The organism is Litorilinea aerophila, assembly GCF_006569185.2.
GTDB classification, from domain to species: domain Bacteria; phylum Chloroflexota; class Anaerolineae; order Caldilineales; family Caldilineaceae; genus Litorilinea; species Litorilinea aerophila.
On record NZ_VIGC02000002.1, the window covers coordinates 277,646 to 296,298 of the forward strand.

The 18,653-nt window shown below is 66.2% G+C and carries 13 protein-coding genes and 3 tRNA genes; 11 read left to right on the forward strand and 5 right to left on the reverse strand.

The genetic code is table 11. The features are described 5' to 3' along the window. The first annotated feature begins 12 nt into the window (after positions 1-12). From FKZ61_RS02385 to FKZ61_RS02405, 5 genes are all read left to right on the forward strand, one after another. A complete protein-coding gene (locus FKZ61_RS02385) occupies positions 13-759 on the forward strand; it encodes a TVP38/TMEM64 family protein (protein ID WP_229964103.1) in 747 nt (248 codons plus the stop codon). 59 nt (positions 760-818) lie between these two features. Next, positions 819-2,375, forward strand: a complete 1,557-nt coding sequence (locus FKZ61_RS02390; RefSeq protein WP_141608506.1) for a mercuric reductase — start codon at positions 819-821, stop codon at positions 2,373-2,375. A 228-nt stretch (positions 2,376-2,603) separates the two neighbouring features. Beyond that, positions 2,604-2,689: transfer RNA gene (locus tag FKZ61_RS02395), tRNA-Ser, on the forward strand. 29 nt (positions 2,690-2,718) lie between these two features. Then, positions 2,719-2,809 (forward strand) — tRNA-Ser (locus FKZ61_RS02400). Between the two features lie 48 nt (positions 2,810-2,857). Further along, positions 2,858-2,933: transfer RNA gene (locus FKZ61_RS02405), tRNA-Arg, on the forward strand. A gap of 121 nt (positions 2,934-3,054) precedes the next feature. Here the strand turns inward: FKZ61_RS02405 and FKZ61_RS02410 are convergent. The 3 genes from FKZ61_RS02410 to FKZ61_RS02420 form a co-directional block, all read right to left on the reverse strand. Beyond that, positions 3,055-3,933: an SWIM zinc finger family protein gene (locus FKZ61_RS02410; protein WP_141608466.1), complete on the reverse strand. Its 879-nt coding sequence runs from the start codon at positions 3,931-3,933 to the stop codon at positions 3,055-3,057. Positions 3,934-4,083: 150 nt separating this feature from the next. Beyond that, entirely contained in the window at positions 4,084-7,293 is a 3,210-nt protein-coding gene (locus FKZ61_RS02415) for a DEAD/DEAH box helicase (protein WP_229964105.1), read from the reverse strand. A gap of 474 nt (positions 7,294-7,767) precedes the next feature. Next, the gene (locus FKZ61_RS02420) at positions 7,768-8,919 is read right to left on the reverse strand and encodes a PAS domain-containing sensor histidine kinase (RefSeq protein WP_141608468.1); all 1,152 of its coding nucleotides are present in this window, start codon (positions 8,917-8,919) and stop codon (positions 7,768-7,770) included. 265 nt (positions 8,920-9,184) lie between these two features. On the opposite strand from FKZ61_RS02420, the gene aspS reads away from it, so the two are divergent. From aspS to FKZ61_RS02435, 3 genes are all read left to right on the forward strand, one after another. Beyond that, positions 9,185-10,996: an aspartate--tRNA ligase gene (aspS, locus tag FKZ61_RS02425; protein WP_141608469.1), complete on the forward strand. Its 1,812-nt coding sequence runs from the start codon at positions 9,185-9,187 to the stop codon at positions 10,994-10,996. A gap of 191 nt (positions 10,997-11,187) precedes the next feature. Beyond that, complete coding sequence (locus FKZ61_RS02430; protein ID WP_170199115.1) at positions 11,188-12,510, forward strand: APC family permease; 1,323 nt, start codon at positions 11,188-11,190, stop codon at positions 12,508-12,510. A 76-nt stretch (positions 12,511-12,586) separates the two neighbouring features. Further along, a complete protein-coding gene (locus FKZ61_RS02435) occupies positions 12,587-13,729 on the forward strand; it encodes a mandelate racemase/muconate lactonizing enzyme family protein (protein ID WP_141608471.1) in 1,143 nt (380 codons plus the stop codon). A 6-nt stretch (positions 13,730-13,735) separates the two neighbouring features. On the opposite strand, the gene FKZ61_RS23820 is transcribed toward FKZ61_RS02435, so the two are convergent. Both FKZ61_RS23820 and FKZ61_RS02450 read right to left on the reverse strand, forming a co-directional pair. Beyond that, complete coding sequence (locus FKZ61_RS23820) at positions 13,736-14,671, reverse strand: disulfide oxidoreductase (protein WP_141608472.1); 936 nt, start codon at positions 14,669-14,671, stop codon at positions 13,736-13,738. A gap of 29 nt (positions 14,672-14,700) precedes the next feature. Then, the gene (locus tag FKZ61_RS02450) at positions 14,701-15,699 is read right to left on the reverse strand and encodes a glycosyltransferase family 2 protein (RefSeq protein WP_141608473.1); all 999 of its coding nucleotides are present in this window, start codon (positions 15,697-15,699) and stop codon (positions 14,701-14,703) included. Between the two features lie 244 nt (positions 15,700-15,943). On the opposite strand from FKZ61_RS02450, the gene FKZ61_RS02455 reads away from it, so the two are divergent. The 3 genes from FKZ61_RS02455 (at position 15,944) to FKZ61_RS02465 (ending at position 18,638) form a co-directional block, all read left to right on the forward strand. After that, complete coding sequence (locus tag FKZ61_RS02455) at positions 15,944-16,636, forward strand: hypothetical protein (RefSeq protein ID WP_141608474.1); 693 nt, start codon at positions 15,944-15,946, stop codon at positions 16,634-16,636. Positions 16,637-16,680: 44 nt separating this feature from the next. Beyond that, positions 16,681-17,889 carry an ArsA family ATPase gene (locus tag FKZ61_RS02460; RefSeq protein ID WP_141608475.1) on the forward strand — a complete coding sequence of 403 codons (1,209 nt, stop codon included), beginning with the start codon at positions 16,681-16,683 and terminating at the stop codon, positions 17,887-17,889. Between the two features lie 86 nt (positions 17,890-17,975). Beyond that, positions 17,976-18,638, forward strand: a complete 663-nt coding sequence (locus FKZ61_RS02465; RefSeq protein WP_141608476.1) for a class I SAM-dependent methyltransferase — start codon at positions 17,976-17,978, stop codon at positions 18,636-18,638. Positions 18,639-18,653: the final 15 nt, after the last annotated feature.

Here is an 18,653-nt window from a genome sequence, read left to right on the forward strand (position 1 = left end):
GAGGAGCCCCAGATGCACGCGGTACCTGACACCAATCCAGAGGGAACCGACACCACCGTGGAGCCCACGCCTCCAAGGCTGGCCCTGATACGCTGGCAAAAAGGGATCGCCCTGGCCGCCTGGGCGATCCTGGTGGGCGGCTACTATTGGTACACGACCGCCAACCAGCTGGATCCCCTCACCGCGGCCGGGCGTCTGGTCGAGTTCACCCGGGAAAGCACCTATGGGCCCCTGATCTACATTGGCCTGTATGCCCTGCGCCCGCTCATCTTCTTTTCTGCTGCGGTGCTCACCGTGGTCGGCGGCTTCCTGTTCGGCCCGGTCTGGGGCGTGATCTACACCGTCATTGCCGGCAACCTCTCGGCCATGGTGGCCTACTGGGTGGGCCGTTACTTCGGCAGCGGCCTCCTGCCGGCCCAGGAGACCCAGGGGATCATCCAGCGCTATGCCCGACGCCTGCGCCAGAACAGCTTCGAAACGGTCCTGGTCATGCGCTTCCTCTTCCTGCCCTACGACCTGGTCAACTACCTGGCGGGCTTCCTGCACATCGACTGGAAAGCATTCCTGCTGGCCACTGTGTTGGGCAACATCCCCGGCACGATTTCGGTGGTGCTGTTGGGCGCATCCATCGAAGGGGACTTCAGCCAGGGCCTGCCCGGTTTGAATCCCTGGACCCTGCTGGCCTCCGCTGTACTCTTTGGGGTAAGTCTGGCCCTGTCCCGCTACTTCAAACGGCGGGAAACATCCAGTCGTGAATAGTCCGGGGAGAAAGCGTCCCGAAGGGAGTAATCGCCATGTCCACATCTCCAGGCAGCCAGATGGTGCCCCCGGTAGAACGGGAAAAGCGCCAGGCGGACTCCGCCCCATCGGTCGAGGTTCATCCCATGGACGAACACAACCGCCGGCTGGTGGCCAACGTCCATCCGCCGGCGTGGCAAAACCCCGTGCCCCAGGGTCGCTACAACCTGGTGATCATTGGGGGCGGCTCCGCGGGGCTGGTGGCCGCGGCCGGGGCAGCCGGCCTGGGCGCCCGGGTGGCCCTGGTGGAACGGCATCTGCTGGGCGGCGACTGCCTGAACGTGGGCTGTGTGCCATCCAAGGTGCTGATCCGCTCGGCCCGGGCAGTGGGTGACATCGCCCGGGCAGGGGCCCTGGGCATCCAGGTGCCGCCCGTGTCGGTGGACTTCGCCGCGGTGATGGAACGGGTGCGGCAGGTGCGGGCAGCGATCAGCGATCACGACTCGGTGTGGCGTTTCCAGCGCCTGGGGGTGGATGTCTACCTGGGCGAGGGCCGCTTCAGCGGCCCGGATACGGTGACGGTGGATGGCCAGACCCTGCGCTTCCAAAAGGCCCTCATTGCCACCGGCTCCCGGCCCATGGTCCTCCCCATCCCCGGCCTGGCGGAGGTGGGCTATCTGACCAACGAGACCCTCTTCGAGCTGACCAGCCTGCCTCGACGGCTGGCCGTCATCGGCGCGGGCCCCATCGGCGCGGAGCTGGCCCAGGCCTTCCGCCGTTTTGGCAGCCAGGTGATCCTCTTCGACATCCTGCCCCAGGTGCTCGGCCGGGAAGATCCAGACGCCGCGGCCATCATCCAGAATGTCTTCGTGGCCGAGGGGATCCAACTGGCCCTGGGCGCCCAGATCCAGCAGGTGCGCCCCGACAGCCAGGGTAAAATCATCGACTACGAGCTGGACGGACGACAGGCCTCGGTGACGGTGGATGAGATCCTGGTGGCAGTCGGCCGCACCCCCAACCTCGAGGGCCTGAACCTGGAAGCCGCCGGCATCGAATACCACAAGAAAGGGGTCCAGGTCTCGGACACCCTCCAGACTACCAACCCCAACGTCTACGCCGCGGGGGACATCGCCCTCCCCTACCAGTTCACCCACACGGCGGACGCCGCCGCCCGCCTGGTCCTCCAGAACGCCCTCTTCCCCGGCCCCAAACAAAAGGTGAGCGCCCTGGTGGTTCCCTGGTGCACCTACACCGACCCAGAGGTGGCCCACGTCGGTCTATACGAAAAACAGGCCCAGGAGCAGGGCATCCCCGTGGAAACCTACGTCCAGCCCCTGGGTGAGACGGACCGGGGCCGGGCAGATGGCGAAACGGAAGGTTTTGTCAAGGTGCATGTGCGCAAAGGCAGCGACCGGATCCTGGGCGCCACCATCGTGGCCCGCCATGCCGGGGAGATGATCAACGAGATCACCCTGGCCATGGTCACTGGCGCCGGCCTCAAGACCCTGACCCGGGTGATCCACCCCTACCCCACCCAGGCCGAGGCCATCCGCAAGGTGGCGGACGCCTACAACCGGACCCGCCTGACGCCGGTGCTCCAGCGGATCCTGCGGGCGTGGTTTGCCTGGCGGCGATGAAGCGGGGCGAGGTAGCGGGGCTGCCCCCCAGCCGGGGCATGCTCCTCACCCCCCTCCAGGCCTGTTTTATTTGACAGATTGTCCAGCGCCATGTATACTGGGACCATCGGTTGTGAGGGCCAGGCAGTCGTGCCTGGCAGCAGTCGGTCGCATGAGGCTGTGCGACCTGGACGGGCTGGTGATAGCCCGGCACCCTGACAACAGAGCAAAAGGCCATATACCCGTTGTGGAGGGATGGCCGAGTGGACGAAGGCGGTTGTCTTGAAAACAACTGTGGCGTCATGCCACCGGGGGTTCGAATCCCTCTCCCTCCGCCTGAAGTCACAAGCCGAAGGTCACACTTGGGGAGGTCGCATAGTCCGGTCGAGTGCGCCCGCCTGCTAAGTGGGTAGGGGTAGCAATATCCCTCGAGGGTTCAAATCCCTCCCTCCCCGCCTTGACTGATGAAAGCTGGCCAACTTCGTTGCTGGCCGCTTGATTGGGTCCCAGTAGCTCAGTGGATAGAGCGCTTCCCTGCGGAGGAAGAGGTCAGAGGTTCAAATCCTCTCTGGGATGCCAGCGTGTCAAACAGACAGCCCTGCCGGTGTAGAGGATACTGGCAGGGCTGTCTGTATTGGGCCGTTTTTGAGTCTGGTTTTCGAACCTGGCGGACCTGATTTCCGGGCGCCGGCAAAGGGGCTCAGCGGGCTGTGTCGGCCCCGTCCCCCACCAGGGAGTCCGCCGGATCCGCCGCATAGGCCAGGGCGACGGCTTCCCGGGTAATGTGCCGGTAGATGGCCGTTAACCGGTCATAGGCCTCGGGGCCAGCCTGGGCGAACGGAGGCGGCCCCAGGCGCCGGAGCAGAATCAGCTCAATGGTCGGCGGGGCAATGTGATGATGGATGGCCTCCCGAGATTGGGAAGTTCCCCAGAAGTCGTCTATCTGGAGCTCCAGGGGGGGTGCCTCCTGGGCATCCGGCTCGCCTTCCCGGAGGTGGTGAAAACCGGCAGCGGACACGACCACCGAGCCCGCAGGCCGGGTCCCGCCCGGAGATTCCTGGCTGCGGCTGCGCTGATTGCGCAACGCCCGCAGGAGCTGCTGCTCGTCCCACCCCCGCAGCCGAAAAAGCAGCCAGGGATCGTCCGCCACCATTTCGCCCAACATGCGATAAACCGCGACCAGGTGGGGGCAGGGTTCATCCCCCGGACAGCAGCTACAATGGTGGTCCAGTTCCTGGATGCTGGCGGGCAGGAGGGAGATGCCGGCCGCGGCCAGGGCCTCCTCGATATCCGGCACCATTTCCCCCGCCAACAGTCGGGCCGCGAAGATGGCCTGGGTGCTGAGGGTGTCCACCACCCGCTGCCACTGCTCCTGGGTGAAGCCGGCCACGCGAATGGTCACATCACAAGGGCCGTGGCTCCGGTCGTGGACCTGGGCGCTCACCTGGCCCGGGGTAACCTCCAGGCGCCGAACCCGGGGAGCCGTGCCGGCAGGGCGCCGAGGTTCCACCAGATCCAGCTCCTGCAGGAGCGTGGACCAGCGCCGGGACCACCAGTGGCCATCCTGTGTTCCGTTCATCCGTACACCTGCTCCATCCATCTATGGCTCTACTGCACAAAGGTCAAATGAGGACGCTGCCCCACGCCGATGAACGCGGATTCAAGAGGTTCTCTCCTGCGCTTCTTTGCGTCTTTGCGTTTCAAAATGCCCTTTTTGCAGGGGAGTCATCTATTCGTCCTCGATGGCATCGCTGCGCAACAGCAGCAGATCCCGCAACTGTTCGGTATCCAGCTCGGTCAGCCACTCCTCACCGCTGCCCACGATGGACTCGGCCAGGGCTTGCTTGCTCTCGATCAGGTCGTGGATGCGCTCTTCCAGGGTGCCGGCCACCACGAACTTGTGTACCTGGACGTTGCGCTCCTGGCCGATGCGGAAGGCCCGATCAGTGGCCTGGTTCTCCACCGCGGGGTTCCACCAGCGGTCGTAGTGGAAGACATGGTTGGCCCGGGTCAGGTTCAAGCCGCTGCCGCCGGCCCGCAGGCTGAGCACAAAGATACTCGGCCCGTCCTCGCTCTGGAAGGCCTGGACCATTTTGTCCCGCTGATTGGCCGGCGTGGCCCCGTGCAGGAAGAGGACATCCGTGTTCAGGGTTTCACTCAGGTGACGCTGGAGGAGGTAGCCCATCTCCACAAACTGGGTGAAGATCAGGGCCTGGTCGTTCACCGATAGGGCTTCCTCCAACATTTCGGTCAGACGGTTCAGCTTGCCGCTGCGGCCAGCCAGCGGTCCATCTTGCTTGAGATAATGGGCCGGGTGATTGGTGATCTGCTTGAGCTTGGTCAGCAGCGCCAGCACCAGCCCGCGGCGCTGGATGCCGTCGGCCCGGTTCAGTTCGTCCAGCGCATCCTGCACCACCTGCTCGTAGAGACGGGCCTGCTCCCGGGTGAGGGTACAGTAGACCACCATTTCGTTCTTCTCCGGCAGGTCGGTGATGATGGAGGGATCGGCCTTCAGGCGGCGCAGCAGGAAAGGCTGGACCAGCCGCCGCAGCTCCGCGGTACGCTGTTCGTCGTTGTACCGTTCGATGGGGACGATGTAGCGCTGGCGGAAGTGCTCGTGGCTGCCCAGGTAGCCCGGGTTCAAGAACTCCATGATGCTCCACAGCTCCGACAGGCGGTTCTCCACCGGTGTCCCCGTCAGGGCAATCCGGTTCTCTCCCCGCAGCCGCCGCACGGCCTGGGTTTGTTTGGCGCCGGGCGTCTTGATGTTCTGGGCCTCGTCCAGGATCAGATCGCTCCACGCTACCGGCTCCAGGATCTCCACGTCTCGCCGGACGGTGCCGTAGGTGGTCACCACCAGGTCGTAGTGGCGAATGGCCTGGCCGAATTCCTGGCCGCTCAGGCGGCCATTGCCATGGTGGATGAGGGCCCGCAGCCCGGGGGCAAAGCGCTCGATCTCCCGCCGCCAGTTGGCCACCACGCTGGTGGGGCAGATGAGCAGCGCCGGAGCCATCCGCTCCGTCTTGCCGGCCTGTTGTGCCTGGGCCCGCACATGCAGCAGCAGGGCGATGGCCTGGACCGTCTTACCCAGGCCCATGTCATCCGCCAGGCAGGCGCCCAGCCCCAACTGGCGGAGGTAGGCAAGCCAGCCCACCCCCCGGCGCTGGTACGGCCGCAGCTCCCCAGCGAAACCAGGCGGCTCTGCGATCTCGGTAAACGGCTGCTGCTCCCGCAGGTGGTCCAGGGCTCGCTGGAGCCAGCCTTCCACCTCCACCGTATCCAGGGGCAGTTGCTCGAACGCGTCCCCTGCGGTCCCCAGGCCATGCACCAGGGCGGCAGGCCATTCCGCCCCCTCCTCGGCCACCCCCCCGTCCCGATCCTGGTAGGTCTGGGTGACCCGGATAGCCTCCAGCAGGGACATGGTGCCGGCGCTATCCCGCCGGGCCAGGAGTTGCTTGGCCGCCGCCACCTGGGCCGGATCCAGCTCTACCCAGCGGTTGCCCACCCGCAGCAGGGGCGTGCGCATGGCGGCCAGTTGCTCGAATTCGGCGGCTGTCAGCGCTTCGCCGCCCAGGGTCAATTCCCAGGAATAGCGGATCAGGGCGTTGAAACTGAGTCGACCGGGCCTTATCTCCTGGGTGGATGCGGCCGGGTCCGGTTCCGCCGGCGGCTCTGGGGCGGCCAGCCGCAGCTTCAGGCCCAGGCGCATGTGGCGATGTTCGTGCCACCAGGAGGGAACCACCAGGCCAAAGCCGCTGCTCTCCAACAGGGGGCCGATTTCCCGCAGGAACTGGTAGGCCTCATCGGTGGAGAGGAGGCAGAGCTCCGGCCGGGGCGAACGCAGGCTGCGTTCGATGGGCGGGAAGAGTTTGCTGGCAATGCCCAGGCCGGCCAGCAGGCGCTCCTGGGGTTGGTCAATACGCCGGCCGCCGATCTGGAGGGGCGCGCCCAGGTGTTGCCAGACCTCGCGCGCCGGGATCATGAGGCTGGGATTATCCCGGGCCTGGAGATAGTAATGGAGCGGCCAACTGGCGTCCTGCAGTGACTCGTTGCCTGTCCCTTCGCCCAGTTGGGGCTCTTCCAGCACAAAGCAGATGCGGAAGTTGGCATCGCTGGTGACATAGAGCTGTTCGATCCAGCTGTGCCACTCCTGGTAGAGCTGATAGGCCGGCTGGGGAGGCAGGGGCACCGTGGCCTGGGGGGCCACCAGGGCGTTGAGCCAGAGCAGCGCCGGCACCCCATTGGCAGGCTGGGCCAGGGGTGCGGCCCAGTGGCGTGCTGCCACGTCCACCAGGGTGGCGAGAAAATGCTCCAGCAGGGCAGCCGGATCGGGCGCAGCGCCGGGCAGATCCAGGTTGTAGGCCCGGCAGACAGGCGGCATGGCCTGAATGAGCTGGCGGTAACGCTGGCGGATGCGAGAATCCAGCAGGGCCGGCTGCCAGGTTGCCTGGAGTCGGCCGTAGGCATCGGTGCTCATGCCGGGCAGGTAGTGTTGTCCGGCCAGGATCTCCAGGGCGAACTTGGCCGCGTTGCTCCAGTAGAGCAGGTCCTGCCCACTCCGCACCCGATGCAGGGAAGAGGCATCCGAGGGGAAGACGCCAGATCGATTGTCCAGGTGGCAGAGGAAGGTCAACGCATGCCACGGCGCCAGGGCCAGCCCCGTGACCTGCCAGGGCACCAGGGTGGCGGCTCCGTGGTTTCGTCCGTTGCCGCTCTGGGTAGCCTGAAAGAGCCCCCGCCGGGCCAGGGGCCGCCCGTCCAGGCTGGGGAGCCAGACCGTGGCATTGGCCGGTTGCAGCGCAGAGGCGATGACCGGTGCGAAATCCTCCGCCAACCGGGCCCGCAATTGCCCAATGGGCACCTGGGCAGGATGGGACGGAATCTTGGGTTGGCGCTGACGGCCGTTGTTCCCCCGTGGGGCCGACAGCTCGTCGCCCATGGGAGAGGCGGGACGGTCGTTTGCGGTCGAGTAGTCCAGATTCTCAGCCCAGATGAACAATTGTCCATCAGGAAGTGGGCCGTTAGCACGTAACCAGGCAGCATGCAGCGTTAAAGGCATAACGAATATTGTACCGCGGCCCCAGGTGTGGGGCAAATTCTGTCAGCTCATCTCGGGGTACAAGTTACAAGCGACAGCGGGCGGGCACGGAGGTCCGCCCCGACGGGAACCGGTACCCCGCCATGCGGGACAGCGCAGGCGGCGCCGTTCCTTCACCCGCCGGAATGTGGCGACAACAGGCGCCATCTGCCCGAACGGGTGTGTAGAGCGGATCTCCGGCCCGCCGTGGGTGGGAAAGGATGTGTGGGGATTGGCCGAGACGGGCAGCGCCAGGCGGGTGCCAACCGATGATGGCGGAGGAAAAAGCTCCGTTGGGAGCCCCCTCTTTGTGATGCCCTTGTGATGCCCTCGCCCTCATGGGGCCACAGGCAGGGTGAAGTAGAAGATGGAGCCCACGTTTTCGGTGCTCTCGAACCAGAGTTGGCCGCCCTGCAGATCCACCAGGGACTTGGCGATGTGGAGGCCCAGCCCGAAGCCGCTCTCGCCGCTCAGGTAGGCGTTCCCGGCCCGGAAGAAGCTCTCGAAGAGGCGGTGCTTTTCATCGGCCGGCACGCCGATGCCCGTGTCCGCGATGGAGACCTGCACGAACCCTGGCTGGGCGGCCCACTCTACCACCAGGACAATTTTGTCGCCCTCGTGGGAATACTTGCTGGCGTTGTGGAGCAGGTTGTAGAGGATCTGGACCGTGCGGGCTTCGTCGCAGAGGACAGCCGGCAGGCCAGGCTCCACCCGGATCACCAGTTCCTGTCCCCGGGCATTCAGATGGGCCTGAAGCTCGCCGGCTACCAGCGAGATGAGCCGTCCCAGATCGGTGGGCTGGGGCTGGAGGGTGAGGCGGGCCGAGATGAGGTTGGAGACGTCGGCCAGGTTGTCGGTAATGGAGAGCAGGCGATGGGCAGCCCGATGGACGGTCTCCAGGTATTCCTGCTGCATCTGGGCCAGCGGCCCAAATTCCCCCGCCAGGAAGAGGTCCAGGTAGCCGATGATGGAGGCCAGGGGGGTGCGCAGCTCGTGGAGGGTGAGGGCCATAAACTTGCTCTTCCACTCCTCGAGGGCCTGGAACTCTTCCCGGGAATTCACACCCGGGATCTCTCGGCCAGGCGTCCGGCCGTTCAGTTCCTGGTTTTCGGCCTGGTAGTGCAACAGGGCCCGGCGCAGCCGCTCCTCAATGCTCACATCCTGGAGGATGTGCAGCACCCCCCGTTCGTCCTGGCCGTCCCGCCGGTGCACCAGGTTGTTGACGCGCAGGTAGAAGTGCCCGCCCCGAGGATGGGCTCGCTCCACCACCATGGAGACGGGGCCGGTCTGATGGCCATGGAGCAGCGCCCGGATGGCATCCCGCTGTTCTCGGGAAAGCTCCGGTGTGATGGCAAACAGGGAGAGCCCCTGCAGGGACTCGGCCCTGTCCATGGGAAAGAGTTCCAACATGCCTCCAACTTCCACCACTTTCAGGCGGGCATCGGTCAGCGCATAGGCGACCTTTTGGAAGTGGAGGATGGTCTGCATGATGCTGGTGTCCATAGCGCTGCAACGGGCCAAACCGGAGACGAGGAAACGACAGAAGGTGGCAGCGCCGGGGCTCCGGGCAGAACATGTTGCCAGGCCGTTGGTACGCGCCCGAAGTACCGAAAAGAATTGCACCGCAGCCCGGAGGGCACTATAATGGCGCCAAAAGACGATGCCGTCCTGGAGAAATTATACCACTTTTTCCAGAGATGCGCAGCAAACCATCGGCCATCCTGGCCAGCCCAGCAAAACGAGGAATGGATTTATGTTGAAGACGCATACTTGTGGCGAGTTGACCCTGGACCATGTGGGCCAGCAGGTTACCCTGGCTGGCTGGGTCAACCGCCGGCGAGATCACGGAGGGCTCATCTTCATCGACCTCCGGGATCGCTTTGGGATCACCCAGGTCACGGTGGACTCGGAGAGCGCAGCCGCTGCCCACCAGGCGGCCAGCCAGGTCCGCAACGAATACGTGATCCAGGTCACCGGGGTGGTGCGACAACGGCCCCCGGGCTTCGAAAACCCCAACCTGGCCACCGGCGCCATCGAGCTGATGGCAGACCAGGTGACCATTCTCAACCCATCCAAGACGCCGCCCTTTTACATCAGCGGCAACGCCGACGATGTGGACGAGACCTTGCGCCTGAAATACCGCTACCTGGACCTGCGGCGGCCGCGCATGACCCAGAACCTGGTCCTGCGCCACCGCATGGTCCGCTTCATTCGGGAATTTTTCTCCCAGCGGGATTTCCTGGAGGTGGAGACGCCTATCCTGCTCAAGAGCACGCCGGAAGGCGCCCGGGACTTCATCGTCCCCAGCCGCCTCCACCCCCACGAGTTCTACGCCCTGCCCCAAAGCCCCCAGCAGCTCAAACAGCTCCTGATGGTGGCGGGCATCGAGCGCTACTTCCAGATCGCCCGTTGCTTTCGGGATGAGGATCTGCGGGCCGACCGCCAGCCGGAGTTCACCCAGCTGGACCTGGAGATGAGCTTCGTGGATGCGGCGGACGTGCGCCAGCTCATCGAGGAGATGCTGATCGCGCTGGCAAGGGAGGTGAGTGACAAGCGCATCCTCCAGGTGCCCTTCCCTGTGCTGAGCTATGCCGAGGCCATGGACAAATATGGCATCGACCGCCCGGACCTGCGCTTTGGCCAGCCCCTCTTCGACGTGAGTGAGCTGGTGCGCCAGAGCCAGTTCGGCGTCTTCCAGAACGCGGTGAAGGCGGGCGGCCAGGTGAAAGGCGTGGTCTATCCCGGCGGCGCGGGGCTGAGCCGGCGGGAGATCGACGAATTGACCGACTTTGTGAAACAGTACGGCGCCAAGGGGTTGGCCTGGATCGGGGTCACCGGCCAGCCGGGGGACAACGGCATCTACCCGGCGGAGGCCCTGCGCAGCCAGATCGCCAAATTCCTCAGCCCGGAAGAACTGGGCGGCATCGTCCAGGCCAGCGGCGCCCAGCCCGGCGACCTGATCCTGCTGGTGGCCGACCAGCCCAAAGTGGTGGCCCAGAGCCTGAGCAACCTGCGCCTGGAAATCGGCCGCCGGGCCAACCTCATTCCCCGGGATGTCCTGGCCTTCTGCTGGGTGACCGACTTCCCGCTGCTGGAGTATGACGAGGAGCTGGGACGCTGGCAGGCCGTCCACCATCCCTTCACCAGCGCCCGGGATGAGGATTGGGAGAAGCTGGAGAGCGACCCGGGCAGCGTGCTGGCTAAAGCCTACGACGTGATCCTGAACGGCTGGGAGATCGGCGGCGGCAGCATCCGGATCCACCGCTCTGACCTCCAGGACCGCCTCTTTGCCGTGCTGGGCCTGGAGAAGGAAGAGGTGGCGGCCCAGTTCGGGCACCTGTTGGAGGCCTTCCAGTACGGCGCACCGCCCCACGGCGGCATCGCCCTGGGCATCGACCGGCTGGTGGCCATCTTTGCCGAGGCCAGCAGCATCCGGGATGTGATCGCCTTCCCCAAGACGGCTGCCGGCACCGACCTGATGGTCAACGCCCCCAGCCCGGTGAGCGAGGAGCAGCTGGCCGAGCTCCACATCATGCTCCGCCCGGAAAAGGTCAAGGCCGGCTAGCCTATGCCGCCGCCAATCGGCCAGGGAGCCTGATGCAGTGCCCGGTTCGGGGTACGCAGGTCCCCCGTGCTTGTATGACAGAGGCGCAGGGAACGCGGACCCCACCGACTGCCGACTACTGTCTACCGACTACTGCCTACCGAGCTGTATCACCCTGGTGTCGTTGTCCATCTATGCAAGGTGAAGATCCTGTGGCGCAGATCACATCGTCGCCTCCCATCTCTCCACGCCTGGGCCGCCGGCCGGATCTGCTGGGCGCGGTCATGGCCAGGCTGGGTGCAATGGTGGGCGCCGGCGTTTTCATCGGCATCGGCATCGGCGCCGGGGTGGCTGGCCCGGCTGTCACCCTGGCCATCTTGCTGGCTGCCCTGGTGGCCATCTGCACCGGGTTTTCCAGCGCGCGGCTGGCCCTGGGCTACCCTGCCGGCGAAAGCACCTACGAGTACGGCTACAAGTACCTGAATCGCTTCCTGGGCTTCATTGCCGGCTGGATGTTTTTGCTGGCGGAGAGCGCGGCCGCGGCCACGGCCGCCCTGGGCGTGGGGGGCTATCTCCTGGGCTTCCTCCACCTGCCCGGCGGCCAGGTCTGGCAGATGGGGCTGGGGCTGCTGGCCGTCCTGCTGCCCACCGGCCTGCTCCTGGCCGGACGCCGCCGTTCCGCCCCGGTGATGGCCCTGGTAGGCGGCGTCACGGTGGTGGTGCTGGTGGGCTTTGTCCTGGCGGGCTTGCCCATCCTGGACGCAAACGGGCTCAAGCACTTCGTGCCCTTCTTCGTGCCCCCTTCCACCGGGGTGAGCCCCTGGCGCTCGGTGTTACACGCGACCGCGCTCCTGTTTGTGGCCTTTGCCGGCCACCAGCAGATCCACCGGCAGGTTCAAGAGAACATCCCCGGGCCGGGGGAAAGTTTCCAGGTCACGGCCATTGCCCTGGGCGTGGCCACGGCTCTCTACCTGGCGGTGGCAGTGGTAGCCATCGGCAGCGCGGGCGCCGGCTCCTTCGCCACCCTCACCCGGACCACGGCCGCGCCCCTGGCCCTCATTGCCGACAGCTTTCCCCTGCCCGGCATGGGCCTGGTCCTGGCCCTGGGCGCCATCCTGGCCATGCTCCACATGGTGTTCCACCTGCTTCTGCGTCTCTCCCGCATGACGGTGGTCATGAGCCGGCGGCGGGATATGCCCCTGCGGCTGGCCCGGCTCCACAAGCCGGAAAGCCTGCCCGAGGCTGCGGTGGCTGGCGTGGGCCTGTTGGTGGCCGGGCTGGTGGTCCTGGTGGGGGATCTGGACACCCTCTGGGCCCTGAGCGCCTTTGGCGCGCTGGTCTACGCGGCCATCACCAATTTGAGCGCCCTGCAGCTGCCCACCGACGCCCAGCGCCTCCCCCGCATCGTCGCCACGGTGGGACTTGTCACCTCCCTCTTCCTGGCCTTTTGGGTGGAGCCCGCCATCTGGATCACGGGGTGTGCCCTGGTGCTGGCCGGGCTGGCCTGGAAGTGGGGCATGCACTGGGGCCGCTAGTCCAGTCACCCATCGTCGCAACCTGCCCACCTGCCTGGGGCGCCCAGCGCACCCCGCCATCCAACAGGAGGAACCCATGCAGATCACCGACATCACCACCGAGATCGTTCACGTCAACCACCGGGGGGACTGGGTCTTCGTGCTGGTCCACACCGACGAGGGCATCACCGGCCTGGGCGAGGCCAGCCACAGCGGCAACGATGCCCTGCTGGTCGCGGTGCTGGAGCAGTTCAAGCCCCACCTGGTGGGCCAGGATCCGACCCAGATCGAGGCCCTCTGGCAGCGCATGGCCCGGCTGAACGGCGGACGCATTGCCCACACCGCGGTCAGCGGCGTGGAGCAGGCCCTCTGGGACATCCTGGGCCAGCGGCTGGGGGTACCCATCCACGTGCTCTTCGGCGGCGCGCTGCGCAAACGGCTGCGCCTCTACGCCAACATTAACCGCCACGTCCAGGAGCGCACGCCCGAGGGGTTCGCCCGGGCCGCACGCCAGGCGGTGGCGGAAGGCTTCACCGCCATCAAGCTGGCCCCCTTTGACGAACTGCGGGAACCGGACCACATCCGTCGGGGACCCCGGGCGGCGTGGCGGGCCGGGGTGGAGCGGGTGCGGGCAGTGCGCCAGGCCATCGGCGAGGAGATCGAGCTGGCTGTGGACTGCCATGGCCGCATGGACGCCTCGGAGGCCCTGCTGGTGGCCGACGCCCTGGCCGACTGCCAGCTCTTCTGGTACGAGGAGCCGGTCCCCCATCACCTGGTGGACGACCTGGCCCGCATCACCCAGGCAGTGCCCATGCCCACCGCCTCCGCGGAGAGCGTCTTCGGCATGGAAGGGTTTCAGCCCTTCCTGACCCGGCGGGTGGTGGATGTGCTCATGCCCGACGTGAAGCATGACGGCGGGCTGTTGGAGACGAAACGGATCGCGGGTGCGGCCCGGATGCACCAGCTCCTCATTGCGCCCCACAACCCCTCGGGGCCGGTGGCTGCGGCGGCCACGGCCCAGGTGGCCAGTACGCTGAGCAACTTTTACATTCTGGAATACGCGTGGGGAGAGGTGGACTGGCGAGCCCAACTGCTGGAGCCGGCCGAACGCATCGAAGACGGCTACCTGATCCTCTCGGAGGAGCCCGGGCTGGGCCATCGCCTCAATCCGGCCGTGGTGGCGGCCCACCGCCGGGCCACCGCCAGCGGAGTGGATTCTTCCAAGGTGCAGCCGGGGTGAGGCCGGTCAGGGCACCACGGCCCTGGCCCGCAAATACTCGACGATGGCCAGGAGCTGCTGGTCGCTCAGGTCTGGGCGACCACCACTGGGGGGCATCACCAGCCCGGTGGTGTTGGCCGGGTCGTCCAGGGCCACGCCCTTGCGGATGAATGCCACCGCGGCCTGGGCTTCCCCCTCCAGGATCACAGCAGAGTCCACCAGGGAAGGGCCCAGGTTGGCCACGCCCCGGGCGTCCTGGCCGTGACAGGCGGCACAGGCCTCCCGGTAGAGTCCTTCGCCCTGGGTCACCACCGCGATGTCGGCCCGGGCCGGCTCCACCGGCCCATCCGCCCGGGTGGGGATGAGGGTGGGGAATGCTGCCGGCGCCGCGATCGCAGCCGGTGCGGCCAGGGCTTCCTCATGCCCTTGGGCATTCACCCGGGCCAGCAGGACAAAGGCCAGCACCACCGCCACGGGGATGGCCACCACCGGCACCCAGGGTGTGGCCGTTGTCATCTCTTCGTCGGGCAGGCCGGCGTTGAGGGCGATCAGGCAACAGGCGGTGATGATGGTGAAGGCGACCAGGGCCAGGAAGGGGATGGTCACAAAGCCGAACCAGTTGATCCACATGGTGGTACAGGGCACGCCAATTTCGCAGGTGGCCGCCTCACTGAAAAGGGTTGTCTTCTGGAGCAGGTAGTGGTAGGTAGAGACACCCTGCCCCAGGAGGGAGAAGGGCAACACCAGCACAGGCAGGTGGCGATCCCGGCGCAACAGGCCCACGGCCAGCACCCCAGCCAGGGGATACATGAGGATGCGCTGATACCAGCAAAGTTTGCAGGGAATATAGCCGGCCACCTCGCTGAAATAGAGGCTGCCGGCCATGGCGATCCAGGCGGCCAGCAGGGCCACGTAGAGGCTCCCGTGTTCGAAGCGCTCCCACCAGGTTATCTTTTCGTCCATGGAGTTTCCAATCTTTCTCCCCATCAGGCTCATTCTACCCGGGCTTCCGGCGGCATGTGGGATGCCCGCGCGGCGTCGCCTACAAAGCCATAGGCGCGGGAGACCAGGTAGAGGGGCCTGCCCTTGACTTCATCGTAGATGCGGCCCAGGTATTCCCCGATGATCCCCAGGAAGATGAGCTGGACGCCCCCCAGGAAGAGGACGCTGACCAGGGTGGTGGCCTGCCCCAGGAAGAAGTTGTTGCCCGAGAGGCGCAGGATCACCGTGGCCACGATGCCCAGCAGGCTGAGGAAGGCCAGCCCAAAGCCAAAGTAGGTGGCCATCTGCAGGGGCAGGTAGCTGAAGCTGGTGATGGCCACCATGGCCAGCCGCAACATCTTACGCAAGGGGTATTTGGTTTCGCCGGCGTAGCGGGCCGCCCGCTCGTAGTAGACGCCCGTCTGCTTGAAGCCGACCCAACTGCTCAGCCCCCGCATGAAGCGGTGGCGCTCCCGCAGGCGGCGCATGGCCAGCACCACCGAGCGATCCATCAGCCGGAAGTCCCCGGCATCCAGGGGAATGTCCACGTCGGTGATGCGCTGGAGCAGGCGGTAGAAGAGGCTGGCCGTCCACAGCTTGAACCAGGTCTCCCCCCGGCGCATCTTGCGCACCGCATAGACCACCTCATATCCCTCCCGCCACTTCTGGATCATCTCCAGGATCACCTCCGGCGGATCCTGCAGGTCGGCGTCCATCACGATCACCGCCGCGCCGTCGGCGAAGTCCGTCCCCGCGGTGATGGCGATCTGGTGGCCAAAGTTGCGGCTGAACTCGATGATCTTCACCCGGGGGTCCTGCCGATGAAGCTCCAGCAGCAACTGGGCCGAGCGGTCGGTGCTGCCATCGTTGACGCAGATGAGCTCCCACGGCTCCCCGGTGCTGTCCATGATGGCCACCACCCGGCGATACAGTTCCGGTATGACCGGCTCCTCGTTCCAGATGGGCACGACGAGCGAGAATGTAGGCGAGCTGGCATGGGTGTCTGTCATGATGCTGTATCGTAAAACAAAGCGAAACACCGGTCAAAACCGCCGGGCGACAGGGTACTGATCCTGCTCCCAGGCCGGGGGCGAAACGGCCGTTCGCCCCAGCACCACCGCCGAATGGCCGGGGCATCCATCGACACACCCCCCACCCCGGGCACGTTGACGTCCCGGTACGGCAATGTTAGACTGACCGCACCAGACGGTCAATCATGGATGCTCAGGATAAGGACACAACGAAGAAAACGATATGAGTAGATCTCACCATCGCCTTCCATCCCAGCCCTGGCTCTGGAGCCGGGACCTGGCCGGTAGCCTCCCCCTTTTCCCCCGGGCTGTCGGTTCGAGCCTGGCCCAGAGCCTGGAGTTGCCGGGCTTTCGTCGCAAGCGGTTGCTCTTTGGGCACCTGGACCGTCCCGGTCGCATCCACGTGTACAGCGCGGAATGCCGGGCCGGCGAGCGCCTGCGGGTGCAGCTCCTGGTGCCCATGTTGCCGTCGGGCGGCTCGGTGGTCCCGGCCTTTGCGCTGGTGGCCCAAAGCCTTCCCTACAGCGCGGACATCCACCAGCTGCCCCTGGATCTGCCGGCGGGGTACAGCGCGGTGGTGGCACCGCCGCCGGGTGAACTGGTCATGCCCATCCGCGACCTGTTGACCCGGGCCGCCTACTACCCGGGGCCGGTCATCGACACCCGCACCCTGGTGGGTGGCCGCTGTTACATCATCGTCTGGAGTCCCCACAATCACATGGGCAAATACGCCCTCCAGATCGGCTACCGCTGGCCCTGGTCGTGGGCCTACTGGCTCCAGGTGCCCCTCTACTGGTGGCAGATCCGGGGCTGGTTCGGCCTGAGCCGGGCCGCGGCCCCCCTGGCAGCTGCCGGTGCCCTGGTGGGGCTGGGGCTGCTGGTGAAAGGGGTGCGGGCCTGGCAGAACAGCCGGTAAAAAAGATTGAAGATTGAAGATTGGTGATTGAAGAGGGGGCAGTTGTGAGGATCATTCTCTATCTGGGCAAGGGCGGCGTGGGGAAGACCACGGTCGCGGCCGCGTCGGCCCTGCGCAGCGCCCAATTGGGGTACCGGACCCTGGTGGTCAGCACAGACATTGCCCATAGCCTGGCGGACAGCCTGGGCCTCCCCCTCCACGCTGAACCTCGAGAGGTGGCGCCCCGCCTCTACGCCCAGGAGATCAACGTGCTGGAAGAAGTGCGCCAGCATTGGGGCCAGATGCAGGAGTACGTGGGCAACCTGCTGCGCCGCCAGGGCATGAGCAAGGCCATCGCCGAAGAGATGGCCATCATCCCCGGCATGGAAGAAATCGTGAGCCTGCTCCACATCCATCGGCAGGCCCTGGAGGGCCACTTCGACCGGGTGGTGGTGGACGCGGCCCCCACCGGAGAGACCATGCGCCTCCTGACCATGCCGGAGAGCTTCCAGTGGTACGTGGGCCGCATGGCCGGCTGGAACGAGGCCACCCTGCGCATGGTCGGCGGCCTCCTGCGGCGGGTGATGCCGGGGTTGGATCCCCTGGCCGGCCTGAACAACCTGGTAGCCGGGGTGAAGGCGCTGCAGCAGGTGCTCACCGACCCCCAGGTGGCCAGCTATCGGGTGGTACTCAATCCGGAAAAGATGGTGCTCAAGGAAGGGGCCCGGGCGGTTACCTACCTGGCCCTCTTCGGCTACCCCGTGGACGCGGTGGTGGTCAACCGCATCCTGCCGGGGGTGGACGAGGGCGAGGACCAGCAGGGTCAGGTATGGGCGCCCAGCGCCGACCCCTACCTGCGACGCCTCCAGGAGATCCAGGCCCGCTACCTGGCCGACATCCGGCGGGAATTCTACCCCCTGCCCATCCTGGAGGCGCCCTGGTTCGACGTGGAGATGGTGGGGCTGGCGCGTCTGGAGATCCTGGGTCAGGCCCTGTTCGGCGAGCGGGACCCAGGCCAGGTGCTGTTCGTGGGGCAGACCCAGGAAATCGTGGAAGAGGGAGAGGAGCTGATTTTGAAATTGCCCCTCCCCCATGTAGAGTTGGACAAGGTTCGCCTTACCAAGCGGGGGGATGAGCTTTACGTCACCATCGGCAACTTCAAACGGGAGCTACTGTTGCCTGCAGTGCTGGCCCAGCGAGACGCCAGTGGCGCTTCCTTTGTCGATGGCGTCCTCCAGATCCGCTTTCCGCCCCGTCAGGCGGAGCCCATCTAAACTCGATGACCGGCTCATCGGCCACCTGTGGCACCGGCAAGAAGACCTTCCAGGAATGCATCCGTTGAGGAGTAGCTGAGGAATCCATGATCGACTTCCTGAAGAACACCGTCGCACTGGGCAGCGGCCTGGCCCTGGGCAGCCAGGTGGGCCTGCGGCTCGGCTTTCACCTCCAGCCCCACCCCATGCCCCACCAGATGGCCGCCACCCTGGACCATCCATGGCGCATGAAGTATCGCAACCCCGGGGCGACCCTGGGGCTCTTCGGCATCCTGGCCGGCATGCACGTCCTGGACCTGGGCTGTGGCACCGGGACTTTCACCGTGGAGATGGCGCGGATGGTGGGCAGCGAGGGCATGGTTCACGCCGTGGAGATCCAGCGGCCCCTGCTGGAACGGGCCCAACATCGCCTGACCCAGGCGGGCCTGGCCGAACGGGTTCGCTTCCACCACAGCGGCGCCTACCGGCTCCCCCTGCCGGACGCCAGCATCGACCTGGCCGTGCTCATCGCCACCCTGCCCCAGATTCCGGACAAGGCCCGGGCCCTGGCGGAGCTGCGCCGGGTCCTCAAGCCCGGCGGACGCCTGGCCGTCAGCGAAGAGTTGCCCGACCCGGCCTACGTGCCGCCCCCCGTGACCCGTCGCTGGCTCCAGGACGCGGGCTTCCACCCGGCCGGCCAGAGCGGAACCTGGTTCTGCTACAGCGTGGTCGCCTTCCCAGAGCCCGCCCCCCTGGAACGAACCGAATGAGCCGGGTTCGTTTGA

Bases quoted from the DNA above. Each gene is read 5' to 3' on its own strand.
- aspS (WP_141608469.1), top strand. From the start codon at position 9,185: ATGTTGAAGACGCATACTTGTGGCGAGTTGACCCTGGACCATGTGGGC.
- FKZ61_RS02385 (WP_229964103.1), top strand. From the start codon at position 13: ATGCACGCGGTACCTGACACCAATCCAGAGGGAACCGACACCACCGTG.
- FKZ61_RS02465 (WP_141608476.1), top strand. From the start codon at position 17,976: ATGATCGACTTCCTGAAGAACACCGTCGCACTGGGCAGCGGCCTGGCC.
- FKZ61_RS02455 (WP_141608474.1), top strand. From the start codon at position 15,944: ATGAGTAGATCTCACCATCGCCTTCCATCCCAGCCCTGGCTCTGGAGC.
- FKZ61_RS02390 (WP_141608506.1), top strand. From the start codon at position 819: ATGGTGCCCCCGGTAGAACGGGAAAAGCGCCAGGCGGACTCCGCCCCA.
- FKZ61_RS02420 (WP_141608468.1), bottom strand. From the start codon at position 8,919: ATGCAGACCATCCTCCACTTCCAAAAGGTCGCCTATGCGCTGACCGAT.
- FKZ61_RS02415 (WP_229964105.1), bottom strand. From the start codon at position 7,293: ATGGGCGACGAGCTGTCGGCCCCACGGGGGAACAACGGCCGTCAGCGC.
- FKZ61_RS23820 (WP_141608472.1), bottom strand. From the start codon at position 14,671: ATGGACGAAAAGATAACCTGGTGGGAGCGCTTCGAACACGGGAGCCTC.
- FKZ61_RS02435 (WP_141608471.1), top strand. From the start codon at position 12,587: ATGCAGATCACCGACATCACCACCGAGATCGTTCACGTCAACCACCGG.
- FKZ61_RS02410 (WP_141608466.1), bottom strand. From the start codon at position 3,933: ATGAACGGAACACAGGATGGCCACTGGTGGTCCCGGCGCTGGTCCACG.
- FKZ61_RS02450 (WP_141608473.1), bottom strand. From the start codon at position 15,699: ATGACAGACACCCATGCCAGCTCGCCTACATTCTCGCTCGTCGTGCCC.